This is a genomic window from Pseudoalteromonas sp. SG43-6, from assembly GCF_014164365.1.
GTDB classification, from domain to species: Bacteria; Pseudomonadota; Gammaproteobacteria; order Enterobacterales; family Alteromonadaceae; genus Pseudoalteromonas; species Pseudoalteromonas rhizosphaerae.
Genome location: NZ_JACJEZ010000054.1, coordinates 20,186 through 35,186, shown reverse-complemented (window position 1 = coordinate 35,186; position 15,001 = coordinate 20,186). Strand labels below are relative to the sequence as shown.

Genomic DNA, 15,001 nt, shown 5'->3' with positions numbered 1-15,001 from the left:
GCGTCTCTTAACCTCTTTGCGAATGAATAACTAAAAATATTTTGCACAAAGAGAAGACATTAGAATATTTTTAACAGCGCGGTGGCAAGCCACTCGCCTACAAGTTATTAAGCACCAAAGTAACTCTATACTCTCGTAGGCGACACAAACACTTAAAAGCAAAAAACCGCTCAATGAGCGGTTTTTTAAACGTAAACTTAGATTTATACCTATGGCATAGCGTCTAAATCTGCGCCTTCTTTTTCGATAACTTCTGGTATTAAGTCTTCTTTACTTACGCCCATCGCAATCGCAACGGCACTAGCAACATAAATCGAAGAATAAGTACCAATAAACACACCAAATAACAGCGCTGTAGCAAAACCATGAATAGTTTGACCACCCCAAGCAAACAAGGCGATTAATACTAAAATAGTGGTAATTGAAGTTACTAGAGTACGGTTAAGTGTTTGCGTTAATGAAATATCAATGATCTCAACAGTATCGTCGATACGCACTTTGCGGAAGTTCTCACGAATACGGTCAGATACAACGATAGTATCATTAAGAGAGTAACCTATTACCGCCAGTATTGCCGCCAATATGGTTAAGTCGAACTCTAACCCTAATACTGAAAACAAACCTAAAGTAATGATTACATCGTGTAAAAGTGCCGACACTGCGCCTACCGCAAAACGCCACTCAAAGCGAAATGCCACATAGATCAAGATACAAATAAGCGCAGTTAACATGGCAAGGCCACCCTGCTCTTTTAAATCTTCACCTACACTTGGGCCAACAAACTCAATTCGACGCATTACTACGCTATCATCGGCTTTTTTAAGTGCATCGATTACTTGGTTACCAATTACTTCGGCTTTAACATCATCACCACGCGGTGCTAAGCGAACCAAAATCTCTTGGCTTGAACCGAACAATTGTACTGATGCATCTGCAAAACCATTTTCAGCTAACACTGAACGTACTTTCTTTAAGTCTGCTGGTTGTGCAAAACCTACTTCTACAGCAGTACCGCCCGTAAAATCTAAGCCAAAGTTTAAACCTTTAACGAAGAACGATGCGAACGATGCCAAAATAAGTAGCGTTGAGATGCTCATAGCAACTTTGCGCAGCGACATAAACCCTAAAGTTCTGCCGCCTAATTTTAAAATTTGCATATCTGCTCCTTAAATTGACAGCTTATCAATGCGCTTACCACCAATACATAAGTTGATTACCGCACGGGTACCAACAATGGCTGTAAACATTGAGGTGATAATACCTATCGCAAGTGTCACTGCGAAACCAGCAATTGGGCCTGTACCCACTGCGAACAAGATAATCGCAGCAATTAAGGTGGTAATATTGGCATCAAAAATCGTACTAAAAGCACTATCATAACCATGATGAACAGCCTGTTGCGGACTACGTCCATCGGCCAGCTCTTCGCGAATACGCTCAAATATTAGTACGTTGGCATCAACTGCCATACCTACCGTTAGTACGATACCAGCAATACCTGGCAGTGTTAGTGCAGCGCCTGGGATCAACGACATAACACCCACAATCAATACTAAGTTAGCTGCTAAGGCAATATTAGCGACTAAGCCAAAACCTTTGTAATAAACTAACATAAAGATCAGTACAAACAAGAAGCCTAAAGCAACCGCCGTCATACCTGCTTCGATATTTTCTTGACCTAAGCTTGGCCCTACCGTGCGCTCTTCAACAATTTGAATTGGCGCAACAAGTGCTCCAGCACGTAGTAATAAACTTAAGTTATGTGCTTCTGCAGGGTTATCAATGCCGGTGATTCGGAACGAACGATCAAGACGCGCTTGTATAGTTGCAACGTTGATCACTTCTTCCACCTTAATTGGTGGTAGCGCTTTACCGTTTTCGTCTGTTTTACCAGAGGGCTTATACTCTATAAATACCGTCGCCATACGCTTGCCAATAGCACGCTTAGTGAAAGCATTCATTTTCGCGCCGCCTTTGCTATCAAGGCTAATACTTACTTGCGGACGTTGGTATTCATCGGCACCCGATTGCGCACCAGTAATGTGACTACCTTCGAGAATAATGCGTTTTTTAAGTACCACTGGGTAGCCATCACGGCTCATGATCATTTCAGTACCAGGCGGAATACGCCCTTGCGCTGCTGCCGTTGGATCGGCATTTTCGTCTACTTCACGAAACTCAAGCGTTGCTGTAGCACCCAAAATCTCTTTCGCACGCGCAGTATCTTGCACACCAGGTAACTGCACAATAATGCGCTCTGCACCTTGACGTTGTACGTTAGGCTCAGCAACACCGATTTGGTTAATACGGTTACGGATAATGGTTTCGTTTTGCTTGATAGCATAGTCACGAATTTCTTTGAGTTTTTGCTCGCTGATGGTGGCATAAAACGCGTTATCGTTAGAGCTATCATCAATGTAGTTGTGTAATGGGTAGCGTGACTGTAAAAAACGCTCTGCCGCATCTTTATCTTCTGCGCTGCGCATCTCCACACGAATACGTTCAGTACCAGCTACACGACGTACCGTGCGATAGCGTAGTTTTTCTTCACGTAAATCACTTTTATAGTCTTGATCCATTTGTTCCAGCGCGTTATCAACCGCTGTCACCATGTCAATTTCCATCGTAAAGTGAACACCGCCACTTAAATCCAAGCCCAATTTCATTGGATTGCCGCCAAGGGCTTTTAACCAATGAGGTTGCGCCGGGGCCATGTTAATGGCTGAGATGTAATCGTCGCTCAATGAATCACGCAATAAATCTTGCGCTTTAAGCTGCTCTTCAACATTTTTAAAGCGGATCAACACTTGACCGTTTTCGAACTTAACTGATTTTACGGTAACATTGTGCTCTTTGAGGGTCGCATTTACTTTGTCTACTACAGCTAGATCTGCATCAGTTCCTTTAGTACCTGAAATTTGTATGGCCGGATCACGACCATACAAATTAGGAGAGGCGTATAAAAGACCTACCGCAATCACAGCTAGAACAAGTAAATACTTCCATAATGGAAACTTGTTTAACACGTGGGCGTCCTTATTATTATAGCGACTTCATTGTGCCTTTAGGCAATACTGCTGACACTGCTGATTTTTGTACAGTTACTTCAGCTTGATCGTTAAGTGAAATAACGATGAAATCTTTATCTTCAGAGATTTTAGCGATTTTACCCACTAAACCACCTTGAGTAAGAACTTCGTCGCCTTTTGCCATCGCATTCATCAGCGCTTTATGCTCTTTTACACGCTTAGCTTGTGGACGGTAAATCAAGAAGTAAAATACTAAGCCAAAGATAGCTAGCATGATCAACATCTCATAACCACCACCGGCTGGCGCTGCACCTGCCGCACTTGCGTGGGCGTTTGAAATAAATAAACTCATAACACTTCCTCTTTAATTTTTAAATTTAATTTGTGGTATCTGCAAGCTCTGGCACTTCTTGGCCGCGGCGTGCATAAAAATCATTTACGAATTCATCTAACTTACCGTCACCGATCGCATTACGTAAACCTTCCATAACGCGCTGATAGTAACGTAAGTTATGAATTGTGTTTAGTCGTGCACCTAAAATTTCGTTACATTTATCAAGATGATGTAGGTACGCGCGCGAATAATTCTTACAAGTATGGCAATCACACTCAGGATCAAGTGGGCCGGTATCTGTTTTGTGCACAGCATTACGAATTTTCACAATGCCACCAGTTATAAATAAATGTCCATTACGCGCATTACGAGTTGGCATTACACAGTCAAACATATCGATACCGCGACGAACGGCTTCAACTAAGTCTTCAGGTTTACCTACACCCATAAGGTAACGGGGTTTGTTCTCTGGCATTTTATAAGCACAGTGATCAAGAATGTTAATCATCTCATTTTTTGGCTCACCGACCGATAAACCACCGAGTGCGTAGCCATCAAAACCAATTTCTTCAAGACCTTGTTGTGACTGAGCACGCAACTCCGGATACATACCACCTTGGATAATACCAAATAAAGCTGATGGATTGTCACCGTGACCTTCTTTTGAACGCTTAGCCCAACGAAGTGATAACTCCATTGAATCTTTAGCTTCTTTTTCGGTGGCAGGATAAGGCGTACATTCGTCAAAAATCATTACGATGTCTGAACCTAAATCACGCTGCACTTGCATGGCTTTTTCTGGTGAAAGCATAATTTTTTCACCGTTAACAGGCGAGCTAAACAATACACCTTCTTCGGTAATTTTACGCATTGCGCCTAAGCTAAACACTTGAAAACCGCCTGAGTCGGTTAAAATTGGTTTATCCCAATTCATAAAACCATGTAATCCACCATGCTGCTTGATGATTTCAGTACCAGGGCGAAGCATTAAATGGAAGGTGTTACCTAGGCAAATATGCGCACCAGTGTCTTTGACTTCATCTGGGGTCATACCTTTGACAGTACCGTAAGTACCTACTGGCATAAATGCTGGCGTTTCGACTACGCCTCTATCAAAAATCAAGCGGCCGCGGCGGGCTTTACCGTCTGTACGGTCTAATTCAAACTTCATATCATCCTCAAATGTCAGAAAAACAGTCCAACAAGCTATAATTTAACCGCTCGATTCTACCCTTTTTGTAAAACCATTACTATTAATTGGGCTCAAAGCTGAAATTAAAAGTGCAAAAATCAAAACTAAAAAGCCCAACGCAATGCTGGGCTTTAAGTGCTTTTATAGAAAAAACTATTTACGGGTTAAAAACATCGCATCGCCGTAGCTAAAAAAGCGGTATTTTTGTGCAATTGCAGTTTGGTATGCACTCATAATATTATCTTGCCCAGCAAATGCACTAACCAACATGATCAATGTCGATTCTGACAAGTGAAAATTAGTGACCATGGCATCAACTACGTTAAATTGATAACCTGGGTAAATAAAAATATCGGTGTCACCAAAGTAACTGGCTAATTGGCCGCCATGTATCTTAGCTGCTGATTCCAATGAACGTACCGAAGTTGTGCCTACCGCAATCACTCTGCCGCCGTTAGCTTTGGTTGCAGCGACTGCTGCAACAACATCATCAGGCACTTCAATGTATTCGGAGTGCATTATATGATCATTAACCGAGTCTACGCGCACCGGCTGGAATGTGCCAGCGCCAACATGCAAGGTAACAAATGCCATGTTTACACCCTTGGCTTTTAATGCAGCCATGAGCGTATCGTCAAAATGTAGACCGGCAGTTGGCGCTGCAACCGCGCCAGGTTTTTCACCGTAGACTGTTTGATAGCGTTTGCGGTCTTCGTCAGTATCTGGACGGTCAATATAAGGCGGCAGTGGCATATGACCAATATCGTTTAAAATTTCCAGAACGTTTTGCTCACCTGTAAACTCTAGTTCAAACAATTCGCCATGACGACCCACCATAGTCGCCTGCGCTTTACCTTCGAGAATAAGTTCTGTACCTGGTTTTGGTGATTTACTGGCGCGTACATGAGCCAGCACGCGATGCTCATCAAGCACGCGCTCTACCAGCACTTCAAGTTTACCGCCAGATGCTTTTTGGCCATACATACGAGCAGGGATCACTTTGGTATTATTAAATACCAACAAGTCATTTTCATTTACTAAATCAAGAATATCGCTAAATATTTTATGTTCTACAGCGCCACTTGGGCCATCTAAGGTTAATAAGCGACTGCTGGTTCGATCCTGTTTAGGAAAACGAGCAATTAATTCATCAGGTAAGTCAAAGCTAAAATCAGCCACGCGCATAGGATATATCCAGATCAAAAAAGTCGCGCCAAGTTTAACTGTATCGTGCTATTAGCTCAACCAACGGCTTTAATTAAAATACAATGGAATGTTCTCTTGTGGTTCGAGACAAATGGCATTATTCTACTCAACTTGATTAGAGCTAGGTTGATAAGAGGTGTGACATAAATGGCTAAGCAGCTAACTTTGCTGATCTTAAACGCCAGTGTCGCTGAGCGTCAGGCTGTTAAGTCAACCTTAAATCGGCTCAATGTATTTACTTTCCTTGAAGTGGCCGATAGCCAACAAGCCCTCGAAATTCTTAAATCTCAAGCGGTCGATGTCATTATTACCGGTCTAAATGTTGGTAAAATCGATGGCTGGCGATTTTCTCGGATGATCCGTTCAGGGTTATTAAAAACCCCAAAAAACACACCAATTGTGCTTACTCCGCCTATCTATTGTGAGCGAATAGCCGAAACGACAGCACGCAGTTATGGCATAGATGCGGTATTACCATTTGAACGCCAAGATATGCTGCCACAGGTACTGGCAAATGTATTATCAACGCATTTAGAAAAAAGCAGTCGCTTAGATTTGTTGCTGCTCGAAACCGACAGTAGTAAAGCCGCCGAAATAACGCAACAACTACAGCTAAACTTTGCCTGCACCCATGTTTCTAGTAATAAACAAGCATTATCAATCTATTTGCAGCAAAAGTTTGCCATTGTGTTACTTGATGCAACCGCAGCACACGCAGGAGCTGCCAGTCAATTAGTTGAAGAGATTTTACAACACAACCCAAAACAAGCCATTGTAACTATTATTGATACAAAAGATGCCGATCATGCTGAACAACTATTGCTTTCAGGGGTTACTGATTTTATTCGTGCACCGTATGAACAAACCTTGTTAAGTAAAGTATGCGACCATGCTGCGCGCCGTGAAGATTTTATGGTCAGTTATGCAGAGTTTGCACAAAAAGTAGAACAGCTAAGTCAAAGTCAAAGCCGCTATAAGGAGCTATTTTCAGCCCATCAGCGGATACTATTACATCTTAATACTGTGGTGCTTGAATTTGATCAACAAGGCCGCATTCGTTTTATCAACCCTGCGTGGGAAGCACTCAGTGGGTTTGGCATAAAACAAACCTTGAGCAAAGCACTCTCTGACTTTTGTATCAATGATTGCAAAGATAAACTACTGCAAACAATTAGCAGTATTTTGCATGGCGGTGCCTTGCAACAGCAGGTTGAAGTGCAAATTATTCATAAAGATGGTCAAGCTATTTGGGTTGAGTGCCGCTTACAACTAATCAAAAACAGCAGTAATGCTGCCACGATCACCGCCACAATAGATAATATTCATGAGCGCAAACAAGCTGAATTACAGCTGCGCCATTTAGCGCTTCATGACACCTTAACCGGCTTACATAACCGCTATTATTTTGATCAACAACTCAATCGAATTTGCCAGCCGCAACGCACTAATGGCGACATAGAACACGCTTTAATTTATATTGACCTCGATCATTTTAAAATAATTAATGACAGTAAAGGTCATCAACAAGGCGATATAGTTCTTAAAGAAGTTGCGCAACTATTTAACGCCAATATCAGTGATGAACACTTAGTGTGTCGCATTGGTGGTGATGAATTTGCGGTGATCTTAAATAATATGAATCTGCTTGATGCACACTTGATAGCTGAAAGTATTTGTATGGCTATTGAAGGTCATCAGTTTAAATCTGAAGAACAAGTTTATTCAATTAGCTGCTCAATTGGCTTAACGCAAATAACAGCAGCGAATCATGATCCGAGTGAATGCTTAAAACAAGCTGATATTGCCTTGTACGTTGCTAAAAGCTTAGGCCGTAATTTGGTTCATTGTTACTCTAAAGAAGATGCCAGCCATAACACTTTGCAAGCTGGATTAGAGTGGGGACACAGCATTCGCCAAGCATTACAACAAAACCAAATTGAATTACATTACCAGCCGATTTGGGACTTTAAACATGGTGGTGTCGCTTATTTTGAAGCACTGTTACGCTTAAAACTCGACGGTGAACTGGTTTATCCAAACCAATTTATTCCGTCACTTGAATTATTGAACGACACTTACTTAATGGATCAATGTGTGATCAGCAATGCAATTTCTGCCATTGCCGCTAACCCTGAGCTAAATCAAGTTGCAATAAACCTATCTGCGCAATCGTTTTTAGATGAACGCCTATTACCGCATATCGAATCGACCCTTGAAAAGTGCGATATCAGCCCTACCCGGGTTATTTTTGAGATCACCGAGTCCGCCAGTATCAATAATTTAACTGCCACTCGTGCGATGATCGAAAAGCTCAATCGCTTGGGCTGTCATTTTTCAATTGATGACTTTGGCACTGGCTTTAGCACCTTTAATTATCTTAAACAGCTGCCAGCTCAACATGTAAAAATAGACGGTTCGTTTGTTCGCGATATGCTCAATGATCCAATCGACTTGGCGTTAGTTAAAGCAATAAATGATATTAGTCGCTCGCTCAATAAGCGTTCAGTTGCTGAATATGTTGAAAATGAAGAGATCTTTTTAGCACTAAAAGAAATAGGTGTTGATTATGGCCAAGGCTACTTTATTTCACGCCCGGTGCCCGTAGAAAAAATCAAACATCAGTTACAAAAAATTTATCAAAACAAAACTTTTTACGAACAACCACCTAGCTAAAATAGCGAACTTTTCATACAAATCTACGCATTTTTTTACTTCCATCTTGTGATAACTCATCTATACTTTGCTCATCGGGCGATAAATGTCTTGTGATTATGATGATAATCGAAATTTCACATGACATCGCCAAATCGTAGCAACATGCCACTTACAAACTAACATGTTGTTATTAGTATCATTGTCAATTTATGGAGTGAATTATGATGCAATTAATAGTGTTACTATTAGCGGTAAACTTAGGGATAACTTACCAATGCTATCGATATGCCAGTATCAAAGGTTACCCGGTTGTAACTTTTACCTGCTTAGGTTTGATCCCCTACTTTAACTTAGTGGTGTGGGTTTATTTGTTATTTTTACCAGATATTACGCCATTCAATAAACAGTTTGAATATGAAGGGCATAACGAAAAGCAGCCTTTATAATACGGCTGCTTGTTGGTCAGGGATAAGTTATTAATTGAGCTCAGTTAATATCAGCTCGGCTAATTAAAATTGGTAGCTAATAGCTTTTTTAGTCAGTTCGCTGGCTTTGATATCGCCGGCGACACACTTTTTAATATCTGATTTATTAAATACTTTTATTAAACTCGTATTTTTATCGCCGAGCCCTTTAAGAACAAAACTCACATGCTCGTCGTTTGGCAGACTACGTAAACCACTACCGTAATCACATAACGTAAGACTGATACTTGTGCTTACTTGCTCCAGTAACTGTTGTTGCTCTGCGGCTTGTTGTTGCTCACGCTCTGCATGCTTTGCATTGATATTTTGCCGTAGCTGTTGCTGCTGTTTAGTGAGTCTAGTTTGTTGTTTTTCCAGCTTCGCGATATCTTTTTCTAACGCTTTTTTGCGTTGTTCAAGCTGTTTCTCTTCGGCGCTATTATCATGGCGGCTGGCAAACTCTAAATCGCGCTTTTCACGCTCTAAATCTCGCAACTTTCGGCCCACATCACGCTCTTGCTCTGCAATTTCGCGCACTTGTTCTGCGCCTTCACGCATTAGCTCCATCGCTTGTTGATAAGCTTCTCGTGATGATTCAACAACATCTTCGGTAATAAACTCTACTTGACCACTGATAATTTCAATATCCATATTAGCAAAATCAATTTCAGGCAGTGGTGGTAACGGCGCATTAGGTGCGTTACTAAAAATAGTCTGCCAGCGGCTAGAGCCTCTTACGCCCAGCTCAAATACCACTCCCTGCTTAACAAAATAGTTGGCTTGAATCGCACGGATCCTTTTATTGGTATCTTGCTTTAACGCGCTGCTTAAAATGTTTTCCATTATTGCTACTTCACGCTGTATTGATGCCAACTCCGCTGGGGCTTGCGCAGATACATTAGCACTTAAACACCCAAGTATGGCCATTATGGCGCTGCTGATAAGTTTTTTATTCATGCTCTATACTCCTAATTTTTCGCAATCGCGGCTGTTGGCTGCTCTTGTACTTGTTCGGCTAAATCATTTAATTGCATCCGTAGATACGCTTGATCTTGAGCTCGCTGGGTTTTGATGTAAGTGATTAAACTGGCAATATCTTCTTGGCGTTCAACTCGTCCTGTTGCAATGGCCTCTTTTGCTAATTGATACATCTGCTGTAGCTGCAATTGATTTTGCGCAGTAATAATTTTTTGCATTTGGTCAATTTGCTTTTGTTGAGACTGCAATAAATGTGTTTGTTTCGTTACTTGTGCAAGTAACCCCTGCGTATCTGATTGCGGTATAACTAAAAAGATTAACGAACAAACCAATACTGATGCTGCAACAGCCCACGCTCCAGCGACGCTAAACACACGCACAGCAGAGAACTGCGATATTGTTGATTGGCGATCCCAGATTGGTACAGGTACAGCCTTATAGTCACGGCTATGCTGTTGCCATACTTGCGCTTGGCTCATCAACGCTGCATATTCGGGAGCATTTTCGAGCTGCTGCAATTGTTTATCGCTCAAAACTTTACCATCTAACCATTGCTCAAAAAGCGACTCTAAACTAGCCATCTACGGCCTCCAAATGAACTTTTAATTTTCCTAATGCACTGTATAACCGCGACTTAGCAGTATTAGTTGAAATATCTAATTGCTCAGCAATCTCTTCAAAGGTGCAATGCTGGAAAAATTTCAACTCCACCACTAAACGCTGCTCCCACGGTAACTTATTCAACATACTTTTTAATTGCTGATGCTGGGCCTGAGCTACACTATTGCCTTCTAATTCACTGTGTTCACAGGCCTGTTCTGGCACATCATCTAAGCTCTGATAATGCTTGCGACGGCGGTAGTATTCAACGCTACGCCGATGCACAATTTGAAATACCCAAGTATTAAAACTCGACTCACCACGAAAGTTCGGCAGACTTTTATACACCGAAATAAACACCTCTTGCATTAAGTCCATGGCATCATCTGGGTTACTTAGCATCCGCAAACAATAGTTATAAACTTGGCTTTCATGCTGCTTAACCAGCTTAAGCCAGGCGCGCTTATTTCCTTGTTGTGCTTTGGCGATTAATGTTTCTATTGATTGAAAAAACACGATTCTCGATGCTTAGTTATTTTACTTATGAGGTTAGTCGATAGAGTGAAGCAGATAGTTTGGAAAAGATAAAAATAAATGAAAATAAATAAAAAAGCTCACCTAAATGAGCTATTCATCCGTCATTAAACGGCATTGTTGCTTTAAAAAGCTTTCTAGCATTTGGCTAAATAAACGAAAATCTCGAATACGACCGGTTGTTTTGCGCCACAGAATGCCAATATCGCGGTATGCGTCACTTTGTGAAGGAGTGGCAAGCATATTTTTGTTCGCTAAAATACCCGCGTTAATCGCCATTTGCGGTAAGAAAGTCACACCGAACTGGTGCTCAACCATGCTAAGTAAGGTGTGTAAGCTCGCCGCTTCAAACGGATTGATACAGCTTGAACGATTTAAATGACAAGCACTTAATGCGTGCCCTGTCATACAATGTTCTCGCTCTAATAAGAACACGCTGGCTTCCGGTAACAAGTTAAAATCTTCTATATTCTTAGCAGGTAAATAGTCTTTATGATGTACTAAGCAAAAGTGATCTTGCGCGAGTACTTGAGTATGAAATTTATCAGTATCGTAAGGTAGTGCCAACAGCGCCATATCGATATGGCCATGCTCGAGTTTATCTAACAAGCTATCACTGGTGTCTTCAACCAGTACCAACTCTAAATCGGCAAACTGTTGCTGACAAAGGTGGTAGAGAGGTGCCGCAATAAAACTAGCAATCGTTGGAATAACTCCGAGGGTGAGCGTACCGCTTAGCGGTGTTAAATGGCTTTTAGTCAGCTCTCTAACACTTAGCGTATCGTCAATAATTTTGCGTGCCCGCTCTACCACTTCTTCGCCGATGGCTGTGAACATCAAACTACGATTTTCACGCTCTATGAGTTGGCAACCGAGTGTTTCTTCAAGGGTTTGAATTGCACTGCTGAGTGTTGATTGACCAATAAAACACGCACTTGCGGCGCGGCCAAAATGTTGATGCTGATGAACTGCCAATAAATACTGCAGCTGTTTAATACTTGGTAAGTTCGTCATACTTTTTGTACCCACAAATAAAAAGACCCCAACACCAAGGGCGTTGAGATCTTTTCAAGCTAAAAGTCTGTAATACTTAAAGACTGCTGGATTTAAACTCCAAAGGCAGTTCTCAGTATGTAGAAAATAACAATAGCAAGGGCAGCGCCAACTGGCAATGTAATTACCCAAGAAACTACAATGTTTCTGATCACACCCATATTAAGTGCAGCAATTCCACGTGCCATACCTACCCCTAATACCGCGCCAACTAAGGTTTGTGTAGTAGAAATTGGCAAGCCTGTTCCCGATGCAATTACAACTGTAGAAGCAGCAGCTAATTCAGCAGCAAAACCACGACTTGGTGTTAAATGCGTAATGCCTTCACCAATCGTTTTAATTACTTTTTTGCCTAAAATTGCAAGGCCTGCAACAATACCGAAACCACCCAGTGGTAAAATCCACCATGCGATTGTCGCTTGCTTAGCTATCTCACCGTTATTTTCAACAATGTTTACAACTGCAGCCAACGGACCAATAGCGTTAGCCACGTCATTAGAACCATGAGCAAATGCCATACAACATGCGGTTAATACCATTAAGATAGCAAACACTTTCTCAACGTTATTAAATTGCATTTTCTTATCGGCTTTTGGATCAATCTTTAACCGAGAAATAACGATTTTACCAATAATACCAACAATAACAGCAATACCGATTGCTAATGCATAACCTTCAACAGCACCTAAATTAATACCAATGTGCTTTAAACCTTTCTTGATGGTTACTAAAGACATGATAAAACCGGCTAAACCCATGTAAATAGGCACATAGCGTTTGGCATTATTAAGTGGTGCCTCGGTGTCAAAAATTAACTTTTGCGCACTCATAAATATTAAGTAGGCAATAAACCCTGAAATCGCCGGGGTAACAATCCAACTCCCCACAATACCTGCAACTTTGTCCCATTGAATCGCTTCGCTGCCAACTGCAACTAAAGCAAATCCGATGATAGCACCAATAATTGAATGCGTGGTTGATACCGGCCAACCTAAGAATGAAGCTATTAGCAACCAACTACCCGCTGCAAATAATGCCGAGATCATCCCTAATACCATAAGTTCTGGCAGGTCTAAAAACGGCGTAGAATCGATAATGCCTTTACGAATTGTCGATGTTACTTCGCCGCCAGCTAAGTAGGCGCCTGCAAATTCAAAAATCATCGCTATAAAAATAGCTTGTTTAATAGTTAATGCTTTTGAACCTACCGATGTGCCCATCGCATTAGCAACGTCATTCGCGCCAATACCATAAGCCATAAAAAAACCGACTGCTGCGGCAATTAAAATTAATACCGTGCCATAAGATGCAATGATATCCATTGTGTAACCCTAATCTTTCGTTATTGAACTGAGTGTAAATTACCGAGCTAACATCAGCTCAAGACGCGAACCAACGCGTTCTGCGATATCCGCAAGCTCGCCGACCCATTCGATGATTTTATATAAAAACATTACATCTACAGGATTGAGTTCATCTTCGACGTCACGTAATTGGCGACGTATTATGATTTGCATATCATCCGTGTCTTGTTCAATTGCATCCAATTCAACGAGCATTTTTTCTACTAAGGTCACTTCACGACCTTTAAAACCAGTTTCTAGTAACTCATCTAACTCATTGATTGCGTTTGATGCTTGTTTAGTTGCATCAACACAGCGAGTTACATAGGCTAAAAAGTTAACTTGAATTTCTTTTGGAATGGTCATCTCACGACCAATTACACGACCAGCAATGTCTTTTGCTTTATTAGCAATTTTATCTTGCTGGGTGACGAGTTCAAGCAGATCTGTACGCTCTACCGGCATAAATAAACCGCGCGGTAACTGTAAACGTATATTTCTTTTCATGTCGTCGGCTTCACGTTCTAAAGTACGAATGTTCAAGCGAATCTCTTCTGCTTGTTGCCACTCTTCTTTAAATACATGATTGAAAAAAGGGATCAAAGCTTTACTTGCTTGATGTACCTTCTTGATGTGATCTTCCATTGGCTTTATAGGAGATTTTGCGAATACCCCTAAAAATGCGTTTGTAGGCATAACTGACCCTTAAATCAAATTAGTATGCTTTGCGGCGTGAATTTTACAGCATTCACCGCGATTGTGAATGCTTTTATTACATCACAGCTGCCGCTACAGCATTATAATTATAACGAAAACATGAAAAGCGACCATTGGCCGCTTTAATAAAACAAGACGGTATCAAAAAATCTATAACGATTTTTCTATATCCTCTTGAGATGTATGACGAATATCTTTGCCATTAACAAAGTAAATAATGTATTCAGAGATATTTTGACAACGGTCGCCAATTCGTTCCAATGAACGTACCGACCAAACTAAATCCATAATTTTTGGAATTGAACGTGGATCTTCCATCATATAGGTCATAATTTGACGAGTAATTGCTTCATACTCACGGTCAACCTTGGCATCTTCTTTATGTACTTCAAATGCTTTTTGTACATCCATACGTGCAAAAGCATCGAGTACATCATGCAGCATTTTTGAAACTTGGCGACCCATATTTTCGATGTTAACTAATAAATCTTGCTGATCTTTAGTAAATGAATCTAGCGCAACTTTAGCAATACGCTCAGCTTCATCGCCAATACGCTCTAAATCGGCAATGGTTTTAGCAATCGCGACTACTAAGCGTAAATCACTTGCAGCTGGCTGACGACGAGCAATGATACGGGTACATTCCTCATCAATATTTACTTCCATGGCGTTTACTTTATAGTCGTTTTCACGCACTTTACGCGCTAACTCAGCATCGCCATTACTTACCGCATCAAGCGCGCTATTAAGTTGCTGCTCAACTAAGCCACCCATGCTTAATACATGGTTGCGAACGTTTTCTAGCTCTTGGTTAAAGCGGCCAGAAATATGCTTATTAATATTGTGTTCCATTGTTTACCTTCTTATCAAAATCGCTAACGTCACCCAAAAACAGT

The 15,001-nt window shown here is 41.2% G+C and carries 14 protein-coding genes; 2 read left to right on the top strand and 12 right to left on the bottom strand.

Translation table 11 applies throughout. The features are described from left to right. Positions 1-209: 209 nt before the first annotated feature. The 5 genes from secF to queA form a co-directional block, all read right to left on the bottom strand. Positions 210-1,157: a protein translocase subunit SecF gene (gene secF, locus H5201_RS18780; RefSeq protein ID WP_149980534.1), complete on the bottom strand. Its 948-nt coding sequence runs from the start codon at positions 1,155-1,157 to the stop codon at positions 210-212. 9 nt (positions 1,158-1,166) lie between these two features. After that, positions 1,167-3,026, bottom strand: a complete 1,860-nt coding sequence (gene secD / locus H5201_RS18775; RefSeq protein ID WP_145238253.1) for a protein translocase subunit SecD — start codon at positions 3,024-3,026, stop codon at positions 1,167-1,169. 16 nt (positions 3,027-3,042) lie between these two features. Continuing rightward, positions 3,043-3,381 carry a preprotein translocase subunit YajC gene (gene yajC / locus H5201_RS18770; RefSeq protein ID WP_016709184.1) on the bottom strand — a complete coding sequence of 113 codons (339 nt, stop codon included), beginning with the start codon at positions 3,379-3,381 and terminating at the stop codon, positions 3,043-3,045. Positions 3,382-3,406: 25 nt separating this feature from the next. Continuing rightward, complete coding sequence (gene tgt / locus H5201_RS18765) at positions 3,407-4,534, bottom strand: tRNA guanosine(34) transglycosylase Tgt (RefSeq protein WP_145238250.1); 1,128 nt, start codon at positions 4,532-4,534, stop codon at positions 3,407-3,409. A 174-nt stretch (positions 4,535-4,708) separates the two neighbouring features. Beyond that, the gene (queA, locus tag H5201_RS18760; protein ID WP_182719211.1) at positions 4,709-5,740 is read right to left on the bottom strand and encodes a tRNA preQ1(34) S-adenosylmethionine ribosyltransferase-isomerase QueA; all 1,032 of its coding nucleotides are present in this window, start codon (positions 5,738-5,740) and stop codon (positions 4,709-4,711) included. Between the two features lie 168 nt (positions 5,741-5,908). Here queA and H5201_RS18755 point away from each other — a divergent pair, with 168 nt between their 5' ends. Beyond that, entirely contained in the window at positions 5,909-8,434 is a 2,526-nt protein-coding gene (locus H5201_RS18755; RefSeq protein ID WP_182719206.1) for an EAL domain-containing protein, read from the top strand. Positions 8,435-8,637: 203 nt separating this feature from the next. After that, a complete protein-coding gene (locus H5201_RS18750; protein ID WP_145238241.1) occupies positions 8,638-8,862 on the top strand; it encodes a hypothetical protein in 225 nt (74 codons plus the stop codon). Between the two features lie 63 nt (positions 8,863-8,925). Here the strand turns inward: H5201_RS18750 and H5201_RS18745 are convergent, their stop codons facing one another. From H5201_RS18745 to phoU, 7 genes are all read right to left on the bottom strand, one after another. After that, positions 8,926-9,837 carry a hypothetical protein gene (locus H5201_RS18745; protein WP_182785197.1) on the bottom strand — a complete coding sequence of 304 codons (912 nt, stop codon included), beginning with the start codon at positions 9,835-9,837 and terminating at the stop codon, positions 8,926-8,928. An 11-nt stretch (positions 9,838-9,848) separates the two neighbouring features. Next, positions 9,849-10,439: a hypothetical protein gene (locus H5201_RS18740; protein ID WP_182719204.1), complete on the bottom strand. Its 591-nt coding sequence runs from the start codon at positions 10,437-10,439 to the stop codon at positions 9,849-9,851. After that, positions 10,432-10,974: an RNA polymerase sigma factor gene (locus tag H5201_RS18735; RefSeq protein WP_182719203.1), complete on the bottom strand. Its 543-nt coding sequence runs from the start codon at positions 10,972-10,974 to the stop codon at positions 10,432-10,434. The genes H5201_RS18740 and H5201_RS18735 overlap by 8 nt, the downstream gene beginning before the upstream one ends. A 111-nt stretch (positions 10,975-11,085) precedes the next feature. Beyond that, positions 11,086-12,006, bottom strand: coding sequence for a hydrogen peroxide-inducible genes activator (locus H5201_RS18730; protein WP_182719202.1), 921 nt, complete (start codon positions 12,004-12,006; stop codon positions 11,086-11,088). Between the two features lie 92 nt (positions 12,007-12,098). Beyond that, positions 12,099-13,367: an inorganic phosphate transporter gene (locus H5201_RS18725; protein WP_182719201.1), complete on the bottom strand. Its 1,269-nt coding sequence runs from the start codon at positions 13,365-13,367 to the stop codon at positions 12,099-12,101. A gap of 39 nt (positions 13,368-13,406) precedes the next feature. Continuing rightward, positions 13,407-14,084: a TIGR00153 family protein gene (locus H5201_RS18720; protein WP_145238222.1), complete on the bottom strand. Its 678-nt coding sequence runs from the start codon at positions 14,082-14,084 to the stop codon at positions 13,407-13,409. Positions 14,085-14,255: 171 nt separating this feature from the next. Further along, on the bottom strand, positions 14,256-14,957 hold the full coding sequence (phoU, locus tag H5201_RS18715) for a phosphate signaling complex protein PhoU (protein WP_064668157.1): 702 nt from the start codon (positions 14,955-14,957) through the stop codon (positions 14,256-14,258). Positions 14,958-15,001: the final 44 nt, after the last annotated feature.

Bases quoted from the DNA above. Each gene is read 5' to 3' on its own strand.
- secF (WP_149980534.1), bottom strand. From the start codon at position 1,157: ATGCAAATTTTAAAATTAGGCGGCAGAACTTTAGGGTTTATGTCGCTG.
- yajC (WP_016709184.1), bottom strand. From the start codon at position 3,381: ATGAGTTTATTTATTTCAAACGCCCACGCAAGTGCGGCAGGTGCAGCG.
- H5201_RS18730 (WP_182719202.1), bottom strand. From the start codon at position 12,006: ATGACGAACTTACCAAGTATTAAACAGCTGCAGTATTTATTGGCAGTT.
- H5201_RS18740 (WP_182719204.1), bottom strand. From the start codon at position 10,439: ATGGCTAGTTTAGAGTCGCTTTTTGAGCAATGGTTAGATGGTAAAGTT.
- H5201_RS18750 (WP_145238241.1), top strand. From the start codon at position 8,638: ATGATGCAATTAATAGTGTTACTATTAGCGGTAAACTTAGGGATAACT.
- tgt (WP_145238250.1), bottom strand. From the start codon at position 4,534: ATGAAGTTTGAATTAGACCGTACAGACGGTAAAGCCCGCCGCGGCCGC.
- H5201_RS18755 (WP_182719206.1), top strand. From the start codon at position 5,909: ATGGCTAAGCAGCTAACTTTGCTGATCTTAAACGCCAGTGTCGCTGAG.
- H5201_RS18725 (WP_182719201.1), bottom strand. From the start codon at position 13,367: ATGGATATCATTGCATCTTATGGCACGGTATTAATTTTAATTGCCGCA.
- phoU (WP_064668157.1), bottom strand. From the start codon at position 14,957: ATGGAACACAATATTAATAAGCATATTTCTGGCCGCTTTAACCAAGAG.
- H5201_RS18745 (WP_182785197.1), bottom strand. From the start codon at position 9,837: ATGAATAAAAAACTTATCAGCAGCGCCATAATGGCCATACTTGGGTGT.
- H5201_RS18720 (WP_145238222.1), bottom strand. From the start codon at position 14,084: ATGCCTACAAACGCATTTTTAGGGGTATTCGCAAAATCTCCTATAAAG.
- queA (WP_182719211.1), bottom strand. From the start codon at position 5,740: ATGCGCGTGGCTGATTTTAGCTTTGACTTACCTGATGAATTAATTGCT.